The organism is Klebsiella sp. 141198 (genome assembly GCF_050600785.1).
Taxonomy (GTDB): domain Bacteria; phylum Pseudomonadota; class Gammaproteobacteria; order Enterobacterales; family Enterobacteriaceae; genus Klebsiella; species Klebsiella aerogenes.
Map to the genome: position 1 here is coordinate 352,161 of NZ_JAQIRM010000005.1, position 23,971 is coordinate 376,131.

Genomic DNA, 23,971 nt, shown 5'->3' on the forward strand with positions numbered 1-23,971 from the left:
TAGGGTTGTGATGTGAAATGATGTCAGTGAGGGATAACTGAGGTTTGCTGATGGCGAAGATGATCTACGGCTAAGGAAACAGGGGATGGGGCAGGGGAAGAGGGCCAGTCGCTGGCCCTATCAGGCTGATTTATTTACGCGTCAGCTTTTCCAGATCGGCTTCAATTTCGCTGATCTTATTGGTGACCACGCTTTCCAGATGGCGTAAATCGTCAAGGATCTTACGCTTGAGGTCGATTTCTGTGCGATCGCGCTGGCAGAGCTGGTCCAGCTCGTCGATCACATAGCGCAGGTTCGGGCTTATCTCCTGCACCTCTTTGTAGCCCTGACCGACGCCGTCGGCGACCACGGTTTTACGCTGGCGTGGGTATTTAAACTTCACGCTTTTGGCGAAGAATTCGCCTTTATCTTTCTGGAAATAGATCTTCAGGATGTCGTTGTTAGCTTCCTGGCGCAGGCTATAGCGATCGATTTCATCAGGATTGGTAATGCCAAGACTTTTCAGATTATCGTACATAACGGTACCTTTGATATCATCATAACCATTGAATAATTAACGAAAAAATCCATCTTCGCCAGCGTCAGATATAAAAAAAGCGGGATATCTCCCGCTTTTTGTTCTGCTTAGTCGATGGTGCGCAGCAGTTCGTTGATGCCGACCTTACCGCGGGTCTTCGCATCAACCTTTTTCACGATCACCGCACAGTACAGGCTGTATTTGCCATCTTTCGACGGCAGGTTGCCGGAAACGACAACCGAGCCCGCCGGCACGCGGCCGTAATGGACTTCGCCGGTTTCGCGATCGTAGATTTTGGTGCTCTGGCCGATGTACACGCCCATGGAGATCACCGCGCCTTCTTCAACGATAACGCCTTCAACGATTTCAGAGCGCGCGCCGATGAAGCAGTTATCTTCGATGATGGTCGGGTTAGCCTGCAGCGGTTCGAGAACGCCGCCGATGCCGACGCCACCGGACAGGTGAACGTTTTTGCCGATCTGCGCGCAAGAGCCGACGGTGGCCCAGGTATCAACCATGGTGCCTTCATCAACATAAGCGCCGATGTTGACGTAGGACGGCATCAGCACGGTATTGCGCGCGATGAACGCGCCCTGGCGGACGGCTGCCGGCGGCACTACGCGGAAGCCTTCTTTCTGGAAGCGCGCTTCGTCGTAGTCGGCGAATTTCATCGGAACTTTATCGAAGTAGCGGCTTTCCGCACCATCGATAACCTGGTTATCGTTAATACGGAAAGAGAGCAGTACCGCTTTCTTCAGCCATTGATGCGTTACCCACTGACCATCGATCTTCTCAGCGACGCGCAGCGCACCGGAATCCAGCAGGGCAATAACCTGGTTAACCGCTTCGCGGGTGACGGTATCCACATTTGCCGGCGTGATGTCGGCGCGACGCTCAAAGGCGGACTCAATAACGTTCTGTAACTGCTGCATTGTTTCTTTCCATTCACTTAAAAAAAATACGTTACCCTTTATCGTTTGGATTGAGGGCCTCTGTCAACCGTTGTTGCACTTCTTGTTGCAGCTCATTATTAAGGGCACGCCGGTCGGCGGTGGCGATTATAAATAAATCTTCTACTCGCTCACCAATTGTCGTAATTCGGGCTCCGTGAAGCGATATTCCGAGGTCGGCAAACACCTGGCCGACGCGGGCGAGCAGCCCTGGCTGATCGAGCGCAATGAGCTCAAGAAATGATTTTCTGTCGGTATGGGTCGGCAGAAAATTCACTTCAGTGGCGACGGAAAAGTGGCGTAGTTTGGCCGCCTGACGACGCGGGGCCGGCGGCTCCCAGCTGCGTTGGGTTATCGTCTGCTCCAGACCGTGACGAATCGCTTCGTGGCGATCGGCGGAAAGCGGGCTGCCGTCGGGTTCGAGGACGATAAAGGTATCCATCGCCATGCCATCGCGGGTGGTGAAGATCTGCGCATCGTGAACGCTGAGGTTGCGCCGATCCAGCTCGCCGCAGACGGCGGCGAACAGGTAAGGGCGGTCCGGACTCCAGATGAAGATCTCGGTGCCGCCGCGGGTGGCCCGTGAACTCAGCAGGATCATCGGCTTACTGAGATCGTGCTTCAGCAGGTTGCGGGCGTGCCAGGCGAGCTGATTCGGCGTGTGCCGCACAAAGTAGTTCGCCCGGCAGCGGTTCCAGATCTGGTGTAGCGCCTCTTCATTGATATTGTCCATGCGCAACAGCGCCAGCGCCTGCAGCTGATGGTGGCGTACGCGTTCGCGCATATCCGGCGTACTTTGCATACCGCGGCGCAGCTGTTTTTCGGTGGCGAAATAGAGTTCGCGCAGCAGGCTTTGCTTCCAGCTATTCCACAGCGTTTCGTTGGTGGCGCAGATATCGGCGACGGTCAGGCATACCAGATAGCGCAGTCGGTTTTCTGTCTGCACTTCTTCGGCAAACTGTTTAATGACCTCCGGGTCCTGAATATCGCGGCGCTGGGCGGTTACCGACATCAAGAGATGCTGGCGTACCAGCCAGGCGACCAGTTGCGTCTCCCGTGAATTGAGCCCGTGGAGCTCGGCGAATTTCAGCACGTCTTCGGCGCCGAGAATCGAATGGTCGCCGCCGCGGCCTTTAGCGATATCGTGAAACAGGGCGGCGATGAGGATAAGTTCAGGATGGGCCAGCCGCGGCCACAGCTCTACGCACAGCGGATGGCGGCTGCGGGTCTCTTCTTTCGCGAAGCTTTCCAGCTTTAACAAGACGCGTATGGTATGTTCGTCGACGGTATAGGCGTGAAACAGGTCGAACTGCATCTGGCCGACAATATGCGACCACTGCGGCATATAGGCCCACAGCACGCTGTGGCGATGCATCGGCAGCAGACCGCGACTCACCGCGCCCTGATGGCGCAGCATGCTGAGAAAGAGGGTTCGCGCCTCCGGGATATAGCACAGCGGCTGCGTCAGGTGGCGGCGCGCGTGGCGCAGATGACGCAGGGTGGTGGAGTAAATACCGGTGATGCTGCTGTTACGCACCATAATAAAGAACATCCGCAGAATCGCCTGCGGCTCGCGCATAAACAGGGTATCGTCACGCAGGTCTATCAGGGTGCCGCGCAGTTGGAAATCATCATCAATAGGCCGCGGCTTTTCGTTCTCGGTTAGCGCGAGGATCGCCTCGTCAAACAGCTGCAGCAGCATGTTGTTGAGTTCGCTCACCCGGCGCGTAACGCGGAAGAAATCTTTCATCATGTGTTCGATCGGCTGATTACCTTCGCCTTCATAGCCGAGGCGGTGGGCGACATTCAGCTGGCGATCGAAAAGCAGGCGGTTATCGTAGCGATTCACTTCAAGGTGCAAAGCAAAACGGATGCGCCAGAGCTGGTGCAGGCACTCGTTAAGCTCGTTGCGCTCGGCTTCGGTGAGGAAGCCGAAACCGACCATTTCATCAAGCGAGGTAGCGCCGAAGTGGCGGCGGGCCACCCACTGCAGGGTATGTATATCGCGCAGGCCGCCGGGGCTGCTTTTGACGTCAGGCTCCAGGTTGTAACTGGTGCCGTGGTAGCGCTGATGACGGACATTCTGCTCGTCAACCTTGGCGGCGAAGAACTTTTCCGACGGCCAGAAGCCGTCGCTAAAAATATGTTTTTGCAGTTCAAGGAACAGCGCGACGTCGCCGATCAGCAGGCGGGATTCAATTAAATTGGTGGCGACGGTGAGATCCGAAAGTCCTTCCAGCAAACACTCTTCGAGGGTGCGCACGCTATGGCCCACCTCCAGCTTGACGTCCCACAATAACGTCAGCAGTTCGCCGACCTTTTGCGCCTGGTCGTCCGGCAGCTTTTTGCGGCTGAGGATCAGTAGATCGACGTCGGAGAGCGGATGCAACTCGCCGCGACCATAGCCGCCGACGGCCACCAGCGCCAGGTCGCAGACGGAGTCAAAACCGTAGTCGACCCACAGTCGCTGCAGCAACTGGTCGATAAACTCGGTGCGCGCCGCGATGAGCCGCTCTGCGGCGATGCCGTTATCAAACGCCTCTCCGAGCCAGTGCTGGAAGGTATCGATGTGCGCCTTGATTGCGGCACAGTTCAGATCGCCCTGCGGCCAGCTCACGGGATGTTCCGGCGGGATGGGCAGAAGAGGGGAAGCTGTGTCAGGTAAAGAGTTGCTCATCGCGTCACCATAAGAAAAAGCTATCTAATAAAAAAGCCGGCGGGCGCCGGCTTTTCATTATGCATCGTGCGAGATTATCGCCGGGATGGTGTCATCCTTGCGTAGCGTCAGAATTTCGCAGCCGTTATCGGTTACCACAATAGTATGCTCGTACTGCGCAGACAAGCTACGGTCTTTGGTTTTCACCGTCCAGCCGTCCTTCATGCTGCGGATCTCTTTCTTACCGGCATTGACCATCGGTTCGATAGTGAAGGTCATACCCGGCTTGAGCACCACGTCGGTTTCCGGCGAGTCATAGTGCAGTACCTGTGGTTCCTCGTGGAAGCCGCGGCCGATACCGTGCCCGCAGTATTCACGTACCACGGAGAAACCTTCCGCTTCGACGAATTTCTGGATCGCCGCGCCGATCGCGCGCAGGTTAATACCCGGTTTGACCATCTTCAGCGCCAGATAGAGGCTTTCCTGAGTGATGCGGCACAGGCGCTCGCCGAGGATAGTCGGTTTGCCGACGATGAACATTTTTGAGGTATCGCCGTGGAACTCATCTTTAATCACGGTCACGTCGATATTGACGATGTCGCCGTCTTTCAGCAGCTTGCCGTCATCCGGGATGCCGTGGCACACCACTTCATTAATAGAGATACAGACCGATTTCGGGAAGCCGTGATAGCCGAGGCAGGCGGAGACCGCTTTCTGCTCATTAACAATGTAGTCGTTGCAGATGCGATCCAGTTCGCCGGTGCTGACGCCCGGTTTGACGTAGGGTTCAATCATTTCCAGCACTTCGGCGGCCAGACGGCCGGCAACGCGCATTTTTTCGATGTCTTCAGATGTCTTGATAGAGATAGCCATGGAATATGTCCAGCAGTGTCGATTTTTTCGACAATAATAGATTAAGTCCTGTCAATGGTAACAGTCCGGGTACGTTGGTGCCAAATTGAGAATCATTAACAGCACGCGACGTCAACAAGAGTTGGTGTCTGGCCAGGTTTTGTGGTATAAAGCGCGCCGGACTTCCGTTCCATCTCAGATACACAAGGATGGGCGTAAGCGACATACTCATATTGTGTAAATAACACACACGTATCGGCACATATTCCGGGGTGCCCTTTGGGGTCGGTAATATGGGATACGTGGAGGCATAACCCCAATTTAATCTATAGAGGTTTTAAACATGGCAACTGTTTCCATGCGCGACATGCTCAAGGCTGGTGTTCACTTTGGTCACCAGACCCGTTACTGGAACCCGAAAATGAAGCCTTTCATCTTCGGCGCGCGTAACAAAGTTCACATCATCAACCTTGAGAAAACTGTACCGATGTTCAACGAAGCTCTGGCTGAGCTGAACAAAATCTCTGCCCGTAAAGGCAAGATCCTGTTCGTTGGTACTAAGCGCGCTGCAAGCGAAGCGGTAAAAGAAGCTGCTAACAGCTGCGACCAGTTCTTCGTGAACCATCGCTGGCTGGGCGGTATGCTGACTAACTGGAAAACCGTTCGTCAGTCCATCAAACGTCTGAAAGACCTGGAAACTCAGTCCCAGGACGGTACTTTCGAGAAGCTGACCAAGAAAGAAGCGCTGATGCGCACTCGTGAGCTGGACAAGCTGGAAAACAGCCTGGGCGGTATCAAAGACATGGGCGGCCTGCCGGACGCACTGTTCGTTATCGACGCTGACCACGAGCACATCGCTATCAAAGAAGCAAACAACCTGGGTATCCCGGTATTTGCTATCGTTGATACCAACTCTGATCCGGACGGCGTAGACTTCGTTATCCCGGGTAACGACGATGCAATCCGCGCAGTTAGCCTGTACCTGGGCGCTGTTGCAGCTACCGTTCGTGAAGGTCGCTCTCAGGACCTGGCTTCTCAGGCGGAAGAAAGCTTCGTAGAAGCTGAATAATAAGGTTTAAGCCCTTATTAGTACCGTGTATGAATAGGGGCCAATTTTAGGCCCCTTTTTTCAATTTATGCTGTTTGGCCGCAGGCCGGGCAGTTTCCACATCTCCCGAGGATTTTAGAATGGCTGAAATTACCGCTTCCCTGGTAAAAGAGCTGCGCGAACGTACTGGCGCAGGCATGATGGATTGCAAAAAAGCACTGACTGAAGCTAATGGCGACATCGAGCTGGCAATCGAAAACATGCGTAAATCCGGCGCGATCAAAGCGGCGAAAAAAGCAGGCAACGTTGCTGCTGACGGCGTGATCAAAACCAAAATCGACGGCAACTACGGTTACATTCTGGAAGTTAACTGCCAGACTGACTTCGTTGCTAAAGATGGTGGTTTCCAGGCATTTGCTGACAAAGTACTGGACGCCGCTGTTGCTGGTAAAATCTCCGACGTTGAAGTTCTGAAAGCGCAGTTCGAAGAAGAACGTGTTGCCCTGGTTGCTAAAATCGGCGAGAACATCAACATCCGTCGTATCGCTATCCTGGAAGGCGACGTTCTGGGCAGCTACCAGCACGGTGCTCGCATCGGCGTTCTGGTTGCCGCTAAAGGCGCTGACGAAGAGCTGGTTAAGCAGCTGGCAATGCACGTTGCTGCAAGCAAGCCGGAATTCGTTAAGCCGGAAGACGTTTCTGCTGAAGTAGTAGAAAAAGAGTACCAGGTTCAGCTGGACATCGCGATGCAGTCCGGTAAGCCGAAAGAAATCGCAGAGAAAATGGTTGAAGGCCGCATGAAGAAATTCACCGGCGAAGTTTCTCTGACTGGTCAGCCTTTCGTTATGGAACCGAGCAAATCTGTTGGTCAGCTGCTGAAAGAGCACAACGCCGACGTTACTGGCTTCATCCGCTTTGAAGTGGGCGAAGGCATCGAGAAAGTTGAGACTGACTTTGCAGCAGAAGTTGCTGCGATGTCCAAGCAGTCTTAATTTTTAAAAAAAGGAGCCGCCTGAGGGCGGCTTCTTTTTGCGCCTCTCTTGTAAAATCAGCCAATCGCTTATAGTGACTGCGCTGAACGATGGCATACAATGTCGTCAGAATTAACTCATCTCAATCGTTGACAGTCTCAGGAAAGAAACATGGCTACCAATGCAAAACCCGTCTACAAACGTATTCTGCTGAAGTTAAGTGGCGAAGCTCTGCAGGGTTCAGAAGGCTTCGGTATTGATGCAAGCATACTTGACCGTATGGCTCAGGAAATCAAAGAACTGGTTGAACTGGGTATTCAGGTTGGCGTAGTGATTGGTGGCGGTAACCTGTTCCGTGGTGCTGGTCTGGCGAAAGCGGGTATGAACCGCGTTGTGGGCGACCACATGGGCATGCTGGCAACGGTCATGAACGGCCTGGCAATGCGTGATGCGCTCCATCGCGCCTATGTGAACGCTCGCCTGATGTCCGCAATCCCGCTGAACGGCGTGTGCGACAACTACAGCTGGGCGGAAGCGATTAGCCTGCTGCGTAACAATCGCGTGGTGATCCTCTCCGCGGGTACCGGCAACCCATTCTTTACCACCGACTCCGCAGCCTGCCTGCGCGGTATTGAAATCGAAGCCGACGTGGTTCTGAAAGCGACCAAGGTTGACGGCGTGTTTACCGCTGACCCGGCGAAAGATCCTTCCGCTACCATGTACGATCAGCTGACCTATAGCGAAGTGCTGGATAAAGAGCTGAAAGTGATGGATCTTGCCGCCTTCACCCTGGCGCGCGACCACAAACTGCCAATTCGCGTATTTAACATGAACAAACCAGGCGCGCTGCGTCGCGTGGTCATGGGCGAAAAAGAAGGCACGTTGATTACGGAATAATTCCCGTCGGCGCTAATTCCGGGTAATATTCCGCTTTACTTTAGCGGGGAAGTTGCCCGGTTAATTGAATTAATCAGGACTATACTTAGCTCACTTTCGCAGTGGGCGACCGTGTGGTCTGTCTGAGACAAGTTTTCAAGGATTCGTAACGTGATTAGCGATATCAGAAAAGATGCTGAAGTACGCATGGAAAAATGCGTTGAAGCATTCAAAAACCAAATCAGCAAAATTCGCACGGGCCGTGCTTCTCCAAGCCTGCTGGATGGCATCATCGTGGAATACTACGGCACGCCGACCCCGCTGCGCCAGCTGGCAAGCGTTACGGTGGAAGATTCCCGTACGCTGAAAATCAACGTCTTCGACCGCTCTATGAGCCCGGCCGTTGAAAAAGCGATTATGGCGTCTGACCTGGGTCTGAACCCAAGTTCTGCGGGTAGCGATATCCGCGTTCCGCTGCCGCCGCTGACTGAAGAACGTCGTAAAGATCTGACTAAGATCGTGCGTGGCGAAGCTGAGCAGGCGCGTGTCGCCGTGCGTAACGTTCGCCGTGACGCGAACGACAAAGTTAAAGCTCTGCTCAAAGAGAAAGAGATCAGCGAAGATGACGATCGCCGCTCTCAGGACGACGTGCAGAAAATGACTGACGCCGCCATTAAGAAAGTTGATGCGGCGCTGGCAGAGAAAGAAGCGGAACTGATGCAGTTCTGATTTTCTGCCGCTACGCAGGCCCGGGGCATTCGGGGCTGCGTAAAGTCTGAAACGCCGTACAGAAGACCGTACGCTCAATATTTGGGATTGCGTTAAAATCGCTGGCCTTGTAGCCTTCCTTTTTATACCGAAGGTCATTCGCCGCCGTTTTAGCCCCGAGGATTGATGCGTAAAGGGCTTGCTGGCGGCGTTTTGCTTTTTATCCTGTCACAATTCTTCTGGACGTCTCATGAAGCAATTAACCGTTCTCGGTTCGACCGGTTCAATCGGCTGCAGCACGTTGGACGTGGTGCGTCATAATCCCGAAAGCTTTTCCGTCGCCGCGCTGGTCGCGGGGAAAAATGTCGACCGTATGGTTGAACAATGTCTGGAATTTTCTCCCCGATTCGCGGTGATGGATGATGCGCAAAGCGCTGAGCGTTTGCGTACGCTGCTGCGTGAACAGGGCTGCCGCACCGAAGTGCTGAGCGGCAAGCAGGCGGCGGCTGATGTCGCGGCGCTGGATGAGGTCGATCAGGTGATGGCGGCCATCGTTGGCGCGGCCGGCCTGGCGCCGACGCTGGCGGCAATTCGCGCCGGCAAAACGGTACTGCTGGCGAACAAAGAGTCTCTGGTGACCTGCGGCCGCCTGTTTATGGACGCGGTTCAGCAGTATGGCGCTCGACTGTTGCCGGTTGATAGCGAACATAACGCGATTTTTCAGAGTTTGCCGGAAACAATTCAAAACCATCTGGGATACGCTGACCTGACGCAGAACGGCGTCTCGTCGATTCTGCTGACCGGTTCCGGTGGTCCTTTCCGGGAAACGGCGATTTCTGAGCTGGCGGCAATGACGCCGGATCAGGCTTGCCGCCACCCGAACTGGTCAATGGGACGCAAAATTTCCGTTGATTCCGCCACGATGATGAATAAAGGGCTGGAGTACATCGAAGCCCGCTGGCTGTTTAATGCCTCTGCGCAGCAGATGGAAGTCATTATTCATCCGCAATCGGTGATTCACTCCATGGTTCGCTATCAGGACGGTAGCGTGTTGGCGCAATTAGGCGAGCCGGATATGCGCACGCCGATCGCCCATACCATGGGCTGGCCGCAGCGCCTGAACTCCGGCGTTAAACCGTTGGACTTCTGTCAATTGAGCAACCTGAGCTTCTCGGCGCCGGATTACGATCGCTATCCGTGCCTCAAGTTGGCGATGGACGCTTTTGATGTCGGCCAGGCGGCGACGACGGCGTTGAATGCCGCTAACGAAGTCTCGGTGGCGGCGTTTCTGAATAGTGAAATCCGCTTTACCGATATTGCGGCAGTGAACCAGGCGGTGCTGGATAATATGGCGCTCAATGAACCGCAAAGCATTGATGAAGTGGTTGCAATTGATGCCGAAGCACGCGTCGCCGCACAGCGACAACTTCGATAACACATGGCGCAGGGGAGTCCCTACAACGCGTTGTGATATTTGTGGGCGCTGGGCTTCAGTGATATAGTCTGCGCCACCCGATCGTTGCATTTTGTTGTGAAAGATTACGGTGGCCGTGGCAAGACACGGCTTTTTTGCGTAAAGCTTTTGGTTGTTCTCTGCGATTGGCTGTAGCTCCGGCGCCGGATAAAAATGCGTATTCAGCGCTGCCCGGCGGCGTGTGTGTTGTGGCTAAGCTAATCCTTATTATGGACTTAAAACGCGTTATGTTGTCTGCTAATCAAACTGTCAGCAAAATGTCGCCTGCACATGGTTGTCGCCATGTCGCCATTATCATGGACGGCAACGGTCGTTGGGCGAAACAACAAGGTAAAATTCGCGCCTTTGGCCATAAAGCTGGAGCGAAATCTGTTCGTCGCGCGGTCTCCTTCGCGGCGAATAATGGTATTGAAGCATTAACGCTTTACGCATTCAGTAGTGAAAACTGGAACCGTCCGGCGCAGGAAGTGAGCGCGCTGATGGAACTGTTTGTCTGGGCGCTGGATAGCGAAGTCAAAAGCCTGCATCGTCACAATGTCCGCCTGCGGATTATCGGCGAGACGACGCGTTTTAATGCCCGGCTGCAGGAGCGCATCCGTAAGGCGGAGGCGCTAACGGCAAACAATACGGGGTTAACGCTGAATATCGCCGCTAATTACGGCGGCCGCTGGGATATTGTCCAGGGCGCGCGTCAACTGGCCGAACAGGTACAAAAAGGGTTGTTAAAACCTGAAGAGATCACGGAAGAGATGCTTAGCCAGCAGGTGTGTATGCATGAACTGGCTCCCGTTGATTTAGTTATTAGGACCGGGGGAGAGCACCGAATAAGTAACTTTTTGATTTGGCAAATTGCCTATGCCGAACTTTACTTTACGGATGTTCTTTGGCCCGATTTTGCTGAACAGGACTTTGAAGGTGCACTCCATGCATTCGTTAGTCGAGAGCGTCGTTTTGGCGGCACAGAAGAGCCGGGTGGCAGTCATGCCTGATGGGGGTCACTTTTGCTGAAGTATCGCCTGATTTCCGCTTTCGTTTTAATTCCCGTCGTTATTGCGGCGCTTTTTCTATTGCCGCCCGCGGGCTTTGCTATCGTCACCCTGGTCGTTTGTATGCTCGCCGCGTGGGAGTGGGGGCAATTAAGCGGTTTTACCTCAACGACGCAGCGCGTGTGGCTCGCGGTGCTTTGCGGCCTGCTGTTGGCGCTGATGCTCTTTATGTTGCCCGAATACCACTATGACGCGCATCAACCGATGGTTGAGGGATCGTTATGGGCCTCGTTTGGCTGGTGGATTGTCGCGCTGGTGCTGGTTCTCTCTTATCCGGCCTCGGCGGCGTTGTGGCGCCATTCAAAAGCGTTGCGTCTGATCTTCGGCTTGCTGACTATCGTCCCGTTTTTTTGGGGCATGCTGGCGCTGCGCGCATGGCATTATGCCGATAACCACTATAGCGGCGCGGTGTGGTTGCTGTACGTCATGATTCTGGTGTGGGGCGCGGATTCCGGCGCCTACATGTTCGGTAAAATGTTCGGAAAGCATAAGCTGGCGCCGAAGGTTTCTCCGGGTAAAACCTGGCAGGGCTTCTTCGGCGGCCTGTTGACGGCAGCCGTTATCTCTTGGGTTTATGGCGTATGGGCTCATCTGGATGTCACCCCAACCGTGTTGCTGATTTGCTCGGTGGTGGCGGCGCTGGCTTCAGTGCTGGGCGATTTGACGGAAAGTATGTTTAAACGTGAAGCCGGCATCAAGGATAGCGGGCATCTGATCCCTGGACATGGCGGTATTTTAGATCGCATTGATAGCCTGACGGCTGCGGTGCCGGTGTTCGCTTGTCTGCTGTTGTTAGTCTTCAGGACGATTTGACGGAAGGTTTTATGCTGAGCGTTCTCTGGAATTTGGCCGCTTTTATTATTGCGCTTGGCGTACTGATCACCGTGCACGAGTTCGGCCATTTCTGGGTGGCTCGTCGATGCGGCGTGCGCGTTGAACGTTTTTCCATTGGTTTTGGTAAAGCGCTGTGGCGCCGCGTGGATAAGCAGGGGACCGAGTTTGTTATCGCGCTGATCCCGCTCGGCGGTTATGTGAAGATGCTCGACGAACGCGTCGAACCGGTGGCGCCGGAAATGCGTCACTACGCTTTCAATAATAAAACCGTTGGTCAGCGCGCGGCCATCATTGCCGCAGGCCCTATCGCCAACTTCATTTTTGCCATCTTTGCCTACTGGCTGGTGTTTATCATCGGCGTCCCTGGCGTGCGTCCGGTTGTTGATGAAATATCGCCCAATTCCATCGCTGCGCAAGCACAAATTGCAAAAGGAATGGAACTTAAAGCGATAGATGGCATCGAAACGCCTGATTGGGATGCAGTACGTATGGCGTTAGTCGCGAAGATTGGCGACCAACAAACAATACTTACCGTCGCCCCTTTCGGGACGAACCAACGTCAGGATAAAATCCTCGACCTGCGGCACTGGGCGTTTGAGCCGGATAAGCAAGATCCGGTGGCCTCGCTGGGCATCAAGCCGCGTAGTGCGCAGATTGATACCGCGCTGGCTGAGGTACAATCTCAGTCGGCCGCGCAGAAAGCAGGTTTGCAAGCGGGAGACAGGATCGTTAAAGTCGATGGTCAACCGTTAACGCAGTGGATGACGTTTGTTAATCTGGTGCGTGACAATCCGGGCAAGGCGCTGGCTCTGGAGGTCGACAGACAAGGTACGCCGCTGTCGTTGACCCTGACTCCGGATACGAAGTCGGTAAAAGGCAAGGCTGAAGGGTTTGCAGGGGTAGTACCAAAAGTTATCCCGCTGCCTGATGAATACAAGACAGTGCGTCAGTACGGGCCGTTTGCCGCCATCGCCGAAGCCACGGATAAAACCTGGCAACTGATGTCGTTAACGGTCAGGATGCTGGGCAAATTGATAACCGGTGATGTCAAACTGAACAACCTCAGTGGGCCGATCTCTATCGCTCAGGGGGCTGGAATGTCAGCGGAATTTGGGTTGATTTACTATCTGATGTTCCTTGCGCTGATTAGCGTGAACCTCGGAATAATCAACTTGTTCCCGCTACCCGTCCTCGACGGGGGGCATCTGCTGTTTTTAGCGATTGAAAAGCTGAAGGGCGGGCCGGTATCCGAGCGAGTTCAAGACTTTAGTTATCGCATTGGCTCAATACTGCTGGTGCTGTTAATGGGGCTTGCACTTTTCAATGATTTCTCTCGGTTGTAAGAGAGTTTGTTAGGAAGAACGCATAATAACGATGGCGATGAAAAAGTTGCTCATAGCGTCGCTGCTGTTTAGCAGCGCGACTGTATACGGTGCTGAAGGGTTCGTGGTGAAGGACATTCATTTCGAAGGCTTGCAGCGTGTCGCTGTTGGTGCGGCCCTCCTCAGCATGCCAGTGCGTCCTGGCGATACGGTGACCGATGATGATATCAGTAACACCATTCGCGCTCTGTTTGCCACTGGCAACTTTGAGGACGTCCGCGTCCTGCGCGATGGTGATACCCTGCTGGTGCAGGTGAAAGAGCGCCCAACAATTGCGAGCATTACCTTCTCCGGCAACAAGTCGGTGAAGGATGACATGCTCAAGCAAAACCTTGAGGCATCCGGCGTTCGCGTTGGGGAATCTCTCGATCGCACCAAGCTTGCCGATATCGAAAAAGGGCTGGAAGATTTCTACTACAGCGTCGGTAAATATAGCGCCAGCGTAAAAGCTGTCGTGACGCCGCTGCCGCGTAACCGCGTCGACCTGAAACTGGTTTTCCAGGAAGGCGTCTCGGCGAAAATCCAGCAGATTAACATTGTCGGTAACCACGCATTCACCACTGACGAACTGATCTCACACTTCCAACTGCGCGATGAAGTACCGTGGTGGAACGTCGTCGGCGATCGTAAATACCAGAAACAGAAACTGGCGGGCGACCTTGAAACCCTGCGCAGCTACTATCTGGATCGCGGTTACGCGCGTTTCAACATCGATTCGACGCAGGTTAGCCTGACGCCGGACAAGAAAGGCATCTATATCACCGTTAACATCACCGAAGGCGAGCAATACAAGCTCTCCGGCGTGCAGATAACGGGCGATCTGGCGGGCCATTCGGCGGAAATCGAATCGCTGACCAAAATTGAGCCGGGCGAGCTGTATAACGGCACCAAAGTGACCAAAATGGAGAATGATATTAAGAAACTCCTCGGTCGCTATGGTTACGCCTATCCGCGCGTTCAGTCGCAGCCGGAAATCAACGACACGGATAAAACCGTGAAGCTGCATATCAACGTTGATGCCGGCAACCGTTACTACGTGCGTAAAATTCGCTTCGAAGGTAACGATACCTCCAAAGATTCCGTACTGCGCCGCGAAATGCGCCAGATGGAAGGGGCGTGGCTGGGCAGCGACCTGGTTGACCAGGGTAAAGACCGTCTTAACCGTTTAGGTTATTTCGAAACCGTCGATACCGACACCCAGCGCGTGCCGGGTAGCCCGGATCAGGTTGATGTCGTTTACAAGGTGAAAGAACGTAACACCGGTAGCCTGAACTTCGGTATCGGTTACGGTACCGAAAGCGGCGTCAGCTTCCAGGCGGGCGTACAGCAGGATAACTGGTTAGGTACGGGTTACTCGGTTGGCATCAACGGGACCAAGAACGACTACCAGACCTACGCTGAACTGTCGGTCACCAACCCGTACTTCACCGTAGATGGCGTGAGCCTCGGCGGCCGCCTCTTCTATAACGACTTCGATGCGAATGACGCGGATCTGTCTGACTATACCAACAAAAGCTATGGTACGGACGTCACCCTCGGCTTCCCGATCAACGAATACAACTCGCTGCGTGCAGGTTTAGGTTATGTTCATAACTCCCTGTCCAACATGCAGCCGCAGGTGGCGATGGATCGTTACCTTGACTCTGTAGGGTCAGACAGCACCGGCAGCTTTACCGCGAATGACTTCACCTTTAACTACGGCTGGACCTATAACAAGCTGGACCGTGGTTACTTCCCAACGGAAGGTTCGCGCGTCAACCTGAACGGTAAAGTGACCATTCCGGGGTCAGACAACGAATACTACAAAGCGACGTTGGATACCGCGACGTACGTGCCGATCGATGACGATCACCAGTGGGTTGTGCTGGGTCGTACCCGACTGGGTTATGGCGACGGTATCGGCAGCAAAGAGATGCCGTTCTATGAGAACTTCTACGCCGGTGGTTCAAGTACCGTGCGTGGCTTCCAGTCGAACACCATCGGTCCGAAAGCGGTCTATAAATCCGGGGCTTATGCCGGAGATAATAGCGACTACGAAGAATGTTCCAACTCTGACGGTTCATACTGTAAATCAGACGATGCGGTCGGCGGTAACGCCATGGCGGTCGCCAGCCTGGAGCTGATTACCCCGACGCCGTTTATCAGCGATAAATATGCGAACTCGGTACGTACCTCCATTTTCTGGGATATGGGTACCGTGTGGGATACTAACTGGGAAAATACTGCGGCGACTCGAGCAGCAGGCGTGCCTGACTACAGCGATCCGAACAACATTCGTATGTCTGCGGGTATCGCGGTACAGTGGATGTCGCCGTTGGGGCCGTTGGTCTTCTCCTACGCCCAACCGTTTAAAAAGTACGATGGAGACAAAGCCGAGCAGTTCCAGTTTAACATTGGTAAAACCTGGTAATTGTTGGCAACAACGGAATGTAAGTGCAGTATAGCGCTGACTGTAGGCGATAGCGGATGCTATCGCCTGGCCACGCAAATAACGGTACCCCTGGGTACTCATGGGATGGTAAGGAGTCAATTGTGAAAAAGTGGTTATTAGCTGCAGGTCTGGGTTTAGCAATGGTAACTTCCGCTCAGGCGGCAGATAAAATTGCAATGGTTAACATGAACAACCTGTTCCAACAGGTAGCCCAGAAAACTGGCGTTTCCAACACGCTGGAAAATGAGTTCAAAGGCCGCGCTAGCGAACTGCAGCGTTTGGAAGGCGATCTGCAGTCCAAAATGCAGCGTCTGCAGTCTATGAAACCGGGCGCAGATCGTAGCAAGCTGGAAAAAGACGTGATGTCTCAGCGTCAGTCCTTCGCGCAGAAAGCACAGGCTTTTGAGCAGGATCGCGCACGTCGTTCCAACGAAGAACGTGGCAAACTGGTTACCCGTATCCAGACCGCCGTTCAGAGCGTAGCGAAAGATCAGAGCATCGATCTGGTTGTTGACTCTAATGCCGTCGCATACAACAGCAGCGATGTGAAAGACATCACCGCTGATGTACTGAAACAGGTTAAATAAGTAATGCCTTCAATTCGACTGGCTGACTTAGCACAGCAGTTGGATGCAGAGTTACACGGTGATGGCGATATCGTCATCACCGGCGTTGCGTCCATGCAGAGCGCTAAAGCAGGCCAAATTACTTTCATGGTAAATCCTAAATACCGTGAACACCTGGCCGCTTGCCAGGCCTCCGCCGTTGTGATGACGCCGGACGATTTACCCTTTGCCCACGGCGCTGCGCTGGTAGTGCGTAATCCCTACCTGACCTACGCGCGCATGGCTCAAATTTTAGATACCACGCCGCAGCCGGCGAAAGACATCGCGCCAAGCGCGGTGATCGATCCCACGGCGAAGCTGGGTAACAACGTCTCCGTTGGCGCAAATGCCGTTATCGAATCCGGCGTGGTGCTGGGCGATAACGTGGTTATCGGCGCAGGCTGCTTCGTTGGCAAAAATAGCAAAATCGGCGCCGGCTCGCGTTTATGGGCCAACGTTACCGTTTACCATGAGATTGAGATCGGTGAAAATTGCCTGATCCAGTCCAGTACGGTGATCGGCGCGGACGGTTTCGGTTACGCTAACGATCGCGGTAATTGGGTGAAGATCCCGCAGCTTGGTCGCGTTATTATTGGCGATCGCGTGGAGATCGGCGCCTGTACCACCATCGATCGCGGCGCGCTGGACGATACCGTGATCGGCAATGGCGTTATCATTGATAACCAGTGCCAGATTGCGCACAACGTGGTGATTGGCGACAATACCGCCGTCGCTGGTGGCGTGATTATGGCCGGCAGCCTGAAAATTGGCCGTTACTGCATGATTGGCGGCGCCAGCGTGATTAACGGCCATATGGAAATCTGCGATAAAGTCACCGTTACCGGGATGGGGATGGTTATGCGTCCTATCTCTGAACCTGGCGTCTATTCCTCAGGTATTCCGCTACAGCCGAACAAGGCGTGGCGTAAAACTGCGGCGCTGGTGATGAATATTGACGAGATGAGCAAGCGCCTGAAAGCGGTTGAGCGCAAGGTTAATCAACAAGACTAATTCATCATTCGGTCACGTTACATTCCCGGCCTGTTGCATTCGTTAATAAGATTGCCGCAGGCCGTGTTATTATTGCCTTTTAGTATATTTAGACAGGAAGAGTATTTTGACTACTGACACTCATACTCTGCACATTGAAGAGATTCTGGAACTTCTGCCTCACCGTTACCCGTTCCTGCTGGTAGACCGCGTGCTGGATTTTGAAGAAGGTCGTTTTCTGCGCGCAGTAAAAAATGTTTCCGTAAACGAGCCGTTTTTCCAGGGGCATTTCCCTGGTAAGCCGATTTTACCTGGCGTTCTGATTCTGGAAGCGATGGCGCAGGCCACCGGCATTCTGGCATTTAAAAGCGTTGGAAAACTTGAGCCGGGCGAGCTGTACTACTTCGCGGGTATCGATGAAGCGCGTTTCAAACGTCCGGTAGTACCAGGCGATCAGATGATTATGGAAGTCACTTTTGAGAAAACCCGTCGCGGCCTGACCCGTTTCAAAGGCGTTGCGCTGGTTGACGGTAAAGTGGTTTGCGAAGCGACGATGATGTGTGCGCGTAGCCGGGAGGCCTGATACGTGATTGATAAAACCGCCTTTATTCATCCTACCGCCATTGTAGAAGAAGGCGCCGTCATTGGCGCTAACGTTCACATTGGTCCGTTTTGTATTGTGGGCGCCAACGTCGAAATTGGCGAGGGCACCGTACTGAAGTCTCATGTTGTCGTGAATGGCCACACAAAAATTGGTCGCGACAATGAGATCTATCAGTTCGCATCTATCGGTGAAGTCAACCAGGATCTGAAATATGCTGGCGAGCCGACCCGAGTGGAAATTGGCGATCGCAACCGCATTCGCGAAAGCGTCACCATTCATCGCGGTACAGTACAGGGCGGTGGATTAACGAAGGTGGGCAGCGATAACCTGCTGATGATCAACGCCCACGTGGCGCATGATTGTACGCTTGGCGACCGCTGCATTCTGGCCAACAACGCGACGCTGGCCGGTCACGTATCTCTGGATGATTTCGTCATCATTGGCGGCATGACTGCAGTACATCAGTTCTGCATCATCGGCGCGCACGTTATGGTAGGCGGCTGCTCCGGCGTCGCTCAGGACGTTCCGCCGTTCGTGATTGCCCAGGGCAACCACGCCACGCCGTTTGGCGTCAACATCGAAGGTCTGAAACGCCGCGGCTTTAGCCGTGAAGCGATTACCGCGATTCGTAACGCCTATAAACTGCTGTACCGCAGCGGCAAAACGCTGGACGAAGCCAAGCCGGAAATCGCCGAACTGGCGGCTCAGCATCCCGAAGTTCAGCCGTTTGTCGATTTCTTCGCCCGTTCAACTCGCGGCTTGATTCGTTAATGGCCGAACAGCGTCCCCTGACGATTGCCCTGGTCGCTGGAGAAACCTCCGGCGATATTCTTGGCGCCGGTCTTATCCGCGCCCTCAAAGCACGCGTCCCTGATGCGCGCTTTGTCGGCGTGGCGGGGCCGCTGATGCAGGCGGAAGGATGCGAAGCCTGGTACGAAATGGAAGAGCTGGCGGTGATGGGCATTGTTGAAGTGCTTGGTCGTCTGCGCCGCTTACTGCATATTCGCGCCGATTTAACGCGCCGCTTCGGCGAACTGCGTCCCGATGTCTTCGTTGGCATCGACGCCCCTGATTTCAATATTACCCTCGAAGGTAACCTGAAAAAGCAGGGCATCAAAACCATTCATTACGTCAGCCCGTCCGTTTGGGCATGGCGACAAAAACGCGTTTTCAAAATTGGCAGATCCACCGATCTGGTTCTGGCATTCCTGCCTTTCGAAAAAGCGTTTTACGACAGATTTAACGTTCCCTGCCGTTTCATCGGCCACACCATGGCGGATGCCATGCCGCTGGATCCTGGCAAGGGCGCGGCACGTGACCGTCTGGGTATCCCGCATGATGTTCACTGCCTGGCGCTGCTACCCGGTAGCCGCGGCGCGGAGGTCGAAATGCTCAGCGCCGACTTCCTGAAAACCGCGCAGCTTCTGCGTGGTACCTATCCCGATCTGCAGGTTGTGGTGCCGCTGGTCAATGCGAAACGGCGGGAACAGTTTGAACGAATAAAAGCGGAGACGGCGCCGGATATGACGGTGCACATGCTGGACGGTCAGGCGCGCGATGCGATGATCGCCAGTGATGCCGCGCTGCTGGCCTCGGGGACGGCGGCGCTGGAGTGCATGCTGGCGAAATGCCCGATGGTCGTTGGCTACCGTATGAAGCCGTTTACCTTCTGGCTGGCGAAGCGGTTGGTGAAAACCGATTATGTCTCTTTGCCAAATCTGCTGGCCGGGCGCGAGCTGGTGAAAGAGCTGCTGCAGGATGAATGCGAGCCGCAGGCGCTGGCCGCCGCGTTGAAGCCGCTGCTGGCCGACGGCAAAACCAGCCACGATATGCATGATACTTTCCGCGCGCTGCATCAGCAGATCCGCTGCAACGCGGACGAGCAGGCGGCGGACGCAGTACTGGAGTTAGCAAAATGATGGAGTTCGTTTATCCACATACCCATCTGGTCGCCGGTGTCGATGAAGTTGGCCGCGGGCCGCTGGTCGGCGCGGTGGTCACTGCCGCGGTAATCCTGGACCCACGCAAGCCGATCGTAGGCCTCAACGACTCTAAAAAATTAAGCGAAAAGCGCCGCCTGGCGCTGTTCGATGAAATCAAAGACAAAGCGCTGTGCTGGAGCCTGGGTCGCGCCGAGCCGCATGAAATCGACGAGCTGAACATCCTGCACGCCACGATGTTGGCGATGCAGCGTGCCGTCGCTGGTCTGAGTATTACCCCTGAGTTCGTGCTTATCGACGGCAACCGCTGTCCATCGCTACCGATGCCGTCGCAGGCGGTAGTGAAAGGCGATAGCCGGGTGGCGGAAATCAGCGCAGCGTCTATTCTGGCTAAAGTCACTCGCGACGCCGAAATGGCTACGCTGGATATTGCATTTCCGCAATACGGTTTTGCCCAGCACAAAGGCTATCCTACCGTTGTACATCTGCAAAAACTGCAGGAACACGGCGCAACAGAGCACCACCGGCGTAGCTTCGGCCCGGTGAAACGCGCGCTGGGCCTGGCGTCCAACTAAGTCACTGGGATTTAAAGATGTCTGAACCACGTTTCGTACACCTGCGGGTGCACAGCGACTATTCCATGATCGATGGGCTGGCGAAAACCGGGCCGCTGGTGAAAAAGGCGGCCGCTCTAGGCATGCCTGCGCTGGCGATCACCGATTTTACCAACCTCTGCGGTCTGGTTAAGTTCTACGGAACGGGCCATGGCGCCGGGATTAAGCCAATTGTCGGCGCTGACTTCCATGTTCAGTGCGATCTGCTTGGCGATGAATTCAGCGAGCTGACGGTTTTAGCGGCCAACAATACCGGCTATCAGAACCTGACGCTGCTCATTTCTCGCGCCTATCAGCGCGGCTATGGCGCGCTCGGACCCTGGATCGATCGCGACTGGCTGGTTGAGCATCAGGAAGGGCTGATTTTGCTATCCGGCGGGCGTAAAGGCGACGTTGGCGTTAGCCTGATCCGCGGAAACATGCCGCTGGTAGAGCAGTGTCTCTCCTTCTATCAACAACATTTCCCGGATCGCTACTATCTGGAGCTGATCCGTACCGGTCGTCAGGACGAAGAAAGCTATCTTCATGCCGCGGTTCAACTGGCGGAGGAGCATGGTTTGCCGGTAGTGGCGACCAACGATGTGCGCTTCCTGGAAACCGGCGACTTCGACGCTCATGAAATTCGCGTCGCCATTCACGATGGCTTCACCCTCGACGATCCGAAGCGTCCGCGCAACTACTCGCCGCAGCAATATATGCGCAGCGAGGAGGAGATGTGCGAGCTATTTGCCGATATCCCGGAAGCGCTGGAAAACACCGTTGAGATCGCCAAACGCTGCAACGTTACCGTGCGCCTTGGCGAATACTTCCTGCCGCAGTTCCCGACCGGCGACATGACCACCGAAGATTTCCTGGTAATGAAGTCGAAAGAGGGGCTGGAAGAGCGTCTCGAATTCCTGTTCCCGGATCCCGAAGAGCGCGCTAAGCGTCGCCCGGAATATGACCAACGTCTGGATGTCGAACTGCAGGTTATCAACCAGATGGGGTTCCCTGGCTACTTCCTGATCGTCATGGAATTTATCCAGTGGTCGAAAGATAACGGCGTGCCGGTAGGACCGGGACGCGGTTCCGGCGCCGGCTCGCTGGTAGCCTACGCGCTGAAAATTACCGACCTTGACCCGCTGGAGTTTGACCTGCTGTTCGAACGTTTCCTTAACCCGGAACGTGTTTCGATGCCCGACTTCGACGTCGATTTCTGCATGGAGAAACGCGACCAGGTGATTGAGCACGTTGCGGATATGTATGGCCGCGACGCGGTATCGCAGATCATCACCTTCGGTACCATGGCGGCGAAGGCGGTTATTCGCGACGTGGGCCGCGTGCTGGGCCACCCGTATGGCTTTGTTGACCGAATCTCCAAGCTGGTGCCGCCGGATCCTGGCATGACGCTGGCGAAAGCCTTTGAAGCGGAACCGCAGCTGCCGGAAATCTACGAAGCGGACGAAGAAGTTAAAGCGCTGATTGATATGGCGCGTAAGCTTGAAGGCGTGACGCGTAACGCCGGTAAGCACGCGGGCGGCGTGGTTATCGCGCCGACCAAAATCACCGATTTCGCGCCGCTGTACTGCGATGAGCAGGGGCTGCACCCGGTTACCCAGTTTGATAAGAACGACGTTGAATACGCCGGGCTGGTAAAATTCGACTTCCTCGGCCTGCGTACGCTGACCATCATCAACTGGGCGCTGGAGATGATCAATAAGCGCCGGGCGAAGAACGGCGAAGGGCCGCTGGACATCGCCGCGATTCCGCTGGATGACAAGAAAAGCTTCGACATGCTGCAGCGCTCGGAAACCACCGCGGTCTTCCAGCTTGAATCGCGCGGCATGAAAGATCTGATTAAACGTCTGCAGCCTGACTGCTTCGAAGACATGATCGCACTGGTGGCCCTGTTCCGTCCGGGCCCGCTGCAGTCGGGGATGGTAGATAACTTTATCGACCGTAAGCACGGCCGTGAAGAGATTTCCTACCCGGATGTGCAGTGGCAGCACGAATGTCTGAAACCCGTACTGGAGCCGACTTACGGCATCATCCTGTACCAGGAACAGGTCATGCAGATTGCCCAGGAGCTCTCTGGTTATACCCTCGGCGGCGCGGATATGCTGCGTCGTGCGATGGGTAAGAAAAAGCCGGAAGAGATGGCCAAGCAGCGCGGCACCTTTGAAGAAGGGGCGAAAAAGCGCGGCGTGGACGGCGAACTGGCGATGAAAATCTTTGACCTGGTGGAGAAATTCGCCGGTTATGGATTTAACAAATCCCACTCCGCCGCCTATGCGCTGGTTTCCTACCAGACGCTGTGGCTGAAAGCCCACTATCCGGCCGAGTTTATGGCGGCGGTAATGACCGCCGATATGGACAACACCGAGAAGGTGGTGGGCCTGGTCGATGAATGCTGGCGCATGGGGCTTAAAATCCTGCCGCCGGACATCAACTCCGGTCTGTATCATTTCCACGTCAACGACGACGGGGAAATCGTGTATGGTATCGGCGCCATTAAGGGCGTCGGCGAAGGCCCGATTGAAGCCATCATCGAAGCGCGTAACAATGGCGGCTACTTCCGCGAGCTGTTTGACCTGTGCGCCCGTACCGATATCAAAAAGCTCAATCGCCGGGTACTGGAAAAACTGATTATGTCCGGGGCGTTCGACCGCCTCGGCCCACATCGCGCGGCGCTGATGAACTCGCTGAACGATGCGCTGAAAGCCGCCGATCAGCACGCCAAAGCCGAAGCGATTGGTCAGGCGGATATGTTCGGCGTGCTGGCGGAAGAGCCGGAGCAAATCGAGCAATCCTACGCCAGCTGCCAGCCGTGGCCGGAGCAGGTGGTGCTGGATGGTGAAAGGGAAACGCTGGGGCTGTATCTGACCGGCCACCCGATTAACCAATACCTGAAAGAGATCGAACGCTACGTTGGGGGCGTGAGACTCAAAGACATGCACCCGACCGATCGTGGTAAAGTGACCACGGCGGCGGGTCTGGTTATTGCTGCGCGGGTAATGGTCACCAAGCGCGGCAATCGTATCGGCATCTGTACGTTGGATGACCGTTCCGGGCGTCTGGAGGTGATGTTATTCACCGACGCTCTGGATAAATACCAGCAGTTGCTGGAAAAAGACCGCATACTTATCGTCAGCGGACAGGTCAGCTTTGATGACTTCAGCGGGGGCCTTAAAATGACAGCCCGTGAAGTCATGGATATTGACGAAGCCCGGGAAAAATATGCTCGCGGGCTTGCTATCTCGCTGACGGACAGGCAAATTGATGACCAGCTTTTAAACCGACTCCGTCAGTCTCTGGAACCCCACCGTTCGGGAACCATTCCAGTACACCTCTATTATCAGAGGGCGGATGCGCGCGCGCGGTTGCGTTTTGGCGCAACATGGCGCGTCTCTCCGAGCGATCGTTTACTTAACGATCTGCGTGGCCTTATCGGCTCGGAGCAGGTGGAACTGGAGTTTGACTAATACAGGAATACT

Annotated in this window: 20 protein-coding genes; 16 read left to right on the plus strand and 4 right to left on the minus strand. The window is 54.8% G+C overall.

What is annotated here, in order from left to right; all coding sequences use genetic code 11:
- Positions 1 to 130 precede the first annotated feature (130 nt).
- The 4 genes from PGR10_RS19330 to map all read right to left on the minus strand — a co-directional run bounded on the left by PGR10_RS19330 (position 131) and on the right by map (position 4,996).
- Positions 131 to 517, minus strand: a complete 387-nt coding sequence (locus PGR10_RS19330; RefSeq protein ID WP_015368173.1) for a DUF3461 family protein — start codon at positions 515 to 517, stop codon at positions 131 to 133.
- A gap of 107 nt (positions 518 to 624) precedes the next feature.
- Positions 625 to 1,449 carry a 2,3,4,5-tetrahydropyridine-2,6-dicarboxylate N-succinyltransferase gene (gene dapD / locus PGR10_RS19335; protein WP_015368172.1) on the minus strand — a complete coding sequence of 275 codons (825 nt, stop codon included), beginning with the start codon at positions 1,447 to 1,449 and terminating at the stop codon, positions 625 to 627.
- 31 nt (positions 1,450 to 1,480) lie between these two features.
- Positions 1,481 to 4,144, minus strand: coding sequence for a bifunctional uridylyltransferase/uridylyl-removing protein GlnD (gene glnD, locus PGR10_RS19340; RefSeq protein ID WP_087860844.1), 2,664 nt, complete (start codon positions 4,142 to 4,144; stop codon positions 1,481 to 1,483).
- Positions 4,145 to 4,201: 57 nt separating this feature from the next.
- Entirely contained in the window at positions 4,202 to 4,996 is a 795-nt protein-coding gene (gene map, locus PGR10_RS19345; protein WP_045376596.1) for a type I methionyl aminopeptidase, read from the minus strand.
- A gap of 322 nt (positions 4,997 to 5,318) precedes the next feature.
- On the opposite strand from map, the gene rpsB reads away from it, so the two are divergent.
- The 16 genes from rpsB to dnaE all read left to right on the plus strand — a co-directional run bounded on the left by rpsB (position 5,319) and on the right by dnaE (position 23,959).
- Positions 5,319 to 6,044 carry a 30S ribosomal protein S2 gene (gene rpsB / locus PGR10_RS19350; RefSeq protein WP_004858107.1) on the plus strand — a complete coding sequence of 242 codons (726 nt, stop codon included), beginning with the start codon at positions 5,319 to 5,321 and terminating at the stop codon, positions 6,042 to 6,044.
- A gap of 119 nt (positions 6,045 to 6,163) precedes the next feature.
- Positions 6,164 to 7,015 carry a translation elongation factor Ts gene (tsf, locus tag PGR10_RS19355; protein WP_015368168.1) on the plus strand — a complete coding sequence of 284 codons (852 nt, stop codon included), beginning with the start codon at positions 6,164 to 6,166 and terminating at the stop codon, positions 7,013 to 7,015.
- A 150-nt stretch (positions 7,016 to 7,165) separates the two neighbouring features.
- On the plus strand, positions 7,166 to 7,891 hold the full coding sequence (gene pyrH, locus PGR10_RS19360) for a UMP kinase (protein WP_004098747.1): 726 nt from the start codon (positions 7,166 to 7,168) through the stop codon (positions 7,889 to 7,891).
- A 150-nt stretch (positions 7,892 to 8,041) separates the two neighbouring features.
- Positions 8,042 to 8,599: a ribosome recycling factor gene (frr, locus tag PGR10_RS19365; protein ID WP_015368165.1), complete on the plus strand. Its 558-nt coding sequence runs from the start codon at positions 8,042 to 8,044 to the stop codon at positions 8,597 to 8,599.
- A 229-nt stretch (positions 8,600 to 8,828) separates the two neighbouring features.
- A complete protein-coding gene (gene ispC, locus PGR10_RS19370) occupies positions 8,829 to 10,013 on the plus strand; it encodes a 1-deoxy-D-xylulose-5-phosphate reductoisomerase (RefSeq protein ID WP_087860843.1) in 1,185 nt (394 codons plus the stop codon).
- 266 nt (positions 10,014 to 10,279) lie between these two features.
- Positions 10,280 to 11,041, plus strand: coding sequence for a (2E,6E)-farnesyl-diphosphate-specific ditrans,polycis-undecaprenyl-diphosphate synthase (gene ispU, locus PGR10_RS19375; RefSeq protein WP_087860842.1), 762 nt, complete (start codon positions 10,280 to 10,282; stop codon positions 11,039 to 11,041).
- A 12-nt stretch (positions 11,042 to 11,053) separates the two neighbouring features.
- Positions 11,054 to 11,911: a phosphatidate cytidylyltransferase gene (cdsA, locus tag PGR10_RS19380; RefSeq protein WP_087860841.1), complete on the plus strand. Its 858-nt coding sequence runs from the start codon at positions 11,054 to 11,056 to the stop codon at positions 11,909 to 11,911.
- An 11-nt stretch (positions 11,912 to 11,922) separates the two neighbouring features.
- The gene (rseP, locus tag PGR10_RS19385; protein ID WP_045390141.1) at positions 11,923 to 13,275 is read left to right on the plus strand and encodes a sigma E protease regulator RseP; all 1,353 of its coding nucleotides are present in this window, start codon (positions 11,923 to 11,925) and stop codon (positions 13,273 to 13,275) included.
- A 31-nt stretch (positions 13,276 to 13,306) separates the two neighbouring features.
- Positions 13,307 to 15,724, plus strand: a complete 2,418-nt coding sequence (gene bamA / locus PGR10_RS19390; protein WP_087860840.1) for an outer membrane protein assembly factor BamA — start codon at positions 13,307 to 13,309, stop codon at positions 15,722 to 15,724.
- Positions 15,725 to 15,846: 122 nt separating this feature from the next.
- The gene (gene skp / locus PGR10_RS19395; RefSeq protein WP_087860839.1) at positions 15,847 to 16,332 is read left to right on the plus strand and encodes a molecular chaperone Skp; all 486 of its coding nucleotides are present in this window, start codon (positions 15,847 to 15,849) and stop codon (positions 16,330 to 16,332) included.
- A gap of 3 nt (positions 16,333 to 16,335) precedes the next feature.
- Positions 16,336 to 17,361: a UDP-3-O-(3-hydroxymyristoyl)glucosamine N-acyltransferase gene (lpxD, locus tag PGR10_RS19400; protein WP_113374441.1), complete on the plus strand. Its 1,026-nt coding sequence runs from the start codon at positions 16,336 to 16,338 to the stop codon at positions 17,359 to 17,361.
- A gap of 106 nt (positions 17,362 to 17,467) precedes the next feature.
- Entirely contained in the window at positions 17,468 to 17,923 is a 456-nt protein-coding gene (gene fabZ, locus PGR10_RS19405) for a 3-hydroxyacyl-ACP dehydratase FabZ (protein WP_004145858.1), read from the plus strand.
- A 3-nt stretch (positions 17,924 to 17,926) separates the two neighbouring features.
- Positions 17,927 to 18,715 (plus strand): acyl-ACP--UDP-N-acetylglucosamine O-acyltransferase, encoded by a 789-nt coding sequence (gene lpxA, locus PGR10_RS19410; RefSeq protein ID WP_015368155.1) that lies wholly within the window; start codon positions 17,927 to 17,929, stop codon positions 18,713 to 18,715.
- Entirely contained in the window at positions 18,715 to 19,863 is a 1,149-nt protein-coding gene (lpxB, locus tag PGR10_RS19415; RefSeq protein ID WP_430923960.1) for a lipid-A-disaccharide synthase, read from the plus strand. The genes lpxA and lpxB overlap by 1 nt, the downstream gene beginning before the upstream one ends.
- Positions 19,860 to 20,459, plus strand: coding sequence for a ribonuclease HII (gene rnhB / locus PGR10_RS19420; protein ID WP_015368153.1), 600 nt, complete (start codon positions 19,860 to 19,862; stop codon positions 20,457 to 20,459). Before lpxB ends, rnhB begins: the two co-directional genes overlap by 4 nt.
- A 17-nt stretch (positions 20,460 to 20,476) precedes the next feature.
- Complete coding sequence (gene dnaE / locus PGR10_RS19425) at positions 20,477 to 23,959, plus strand: DNA polymerase III subunit alpha (protein WP_087860838.1); 3,483 nt, start codon at positions 20,477 to 20,479, stop codon at positions 23,957 to 23,959.
- The last annotated feature ends 12 nt before the right edge of the window (positions 23,960 to 23,971 follow it).

Coding starts and splice junctions, on each gene's coding strand:
- PGR10_RS19330 (WP_015368173.1), bottom strand. CDS start 517: ATGTACGATAATCTGAAAAGTCTTGGCATTACCAATCCTGATGAAATC.
- dapD (WP_015368172.1), bottom strand. CDS start 1,449: ATGCAGCAGTTACAGAACGTTATTGAGTCCGCCTTTGAGCGTCGCGCC.
- glnD (WP_087860844.1), bottom strand. CDS start 4,144: ATGAGCAACTCTTTACCTGACACAGCTTCCCCTCTTCTGCCCATCCCG.
- map (WP_045376596.1), bottom strand. CDS start 4,996: ATGGCTATCTCTATCAAGACATCTGAAGACATCGAAAAAATGCGCGTT.
- rpsB (WP_004858107.1), top strand. CDS start 5,319: ATGGCAACTGTTTCCATGCGCGACATGCTCAAGGCTGGTGTTCACTTT.
- tsf (WP_015368168.1), top strand. CDS start 6,164: ATGGCTGAAATTACCGCTTCCCTGGTAAAAGAGCTGCGCGAACGTACT.
- pyrH (WP_004098747.1), top strand. CDS start 7,166: ATGGCTACCAATGCAAAACCCGTCTACAAACGTATTCTGCTGAAGTTA.
- ispC (WP_087860843.1), top strand. CDS start 8,829: ATGAAGCAATTAACCGTTCTCGGTTCGACCGGTTCAATCGGCTGCAGC.
- ispU (WP_087860842.1), top strand. CDS start 10,280: ATGTTGTCTGCTAATCAAACTGTCAGCAAAATGTCGCCTGCACATGGT.
- rseP (WP_045390141.1), top strand. CDS start 11,923: ATGCTGAGCGTTCTCTGGAATTTGGCCGCTTTTATTATTGCGCTTGGC.
- bamA (WP_087860840.1), top strand. CDS start 13,307: ATGGCGATGAAAAAGTTGCTCATAGCGTCGCTGCTGTTTAGCAGCGCG.
- lpxD (WP_113374441.1), top strand. CDS start 16,336: ATGCCTTCAATTCGACTGGCTGACTTAGCACAGCAGTTGGATGCAGAG.
- lpxB (WP_430923960.1), top strand. CDS start 18,715: ATGGCCGAACAGCGTCCCCTGACGATTGCCCTGGTCGCTGGAGAAACC.
- rnhB (WP_015368153.1), top strand. CDS start 19,860: ATGATGGAGTTCGTTTATCCACATACCCATCTGGTCGCCGGTGTCGAT.
- dnaE (WP_087860838.1), top strand. CDS start 20,477: ATGTCTGAACCACGTTTCGTACACCTGCGGGTGCACAGCGACTATTCC.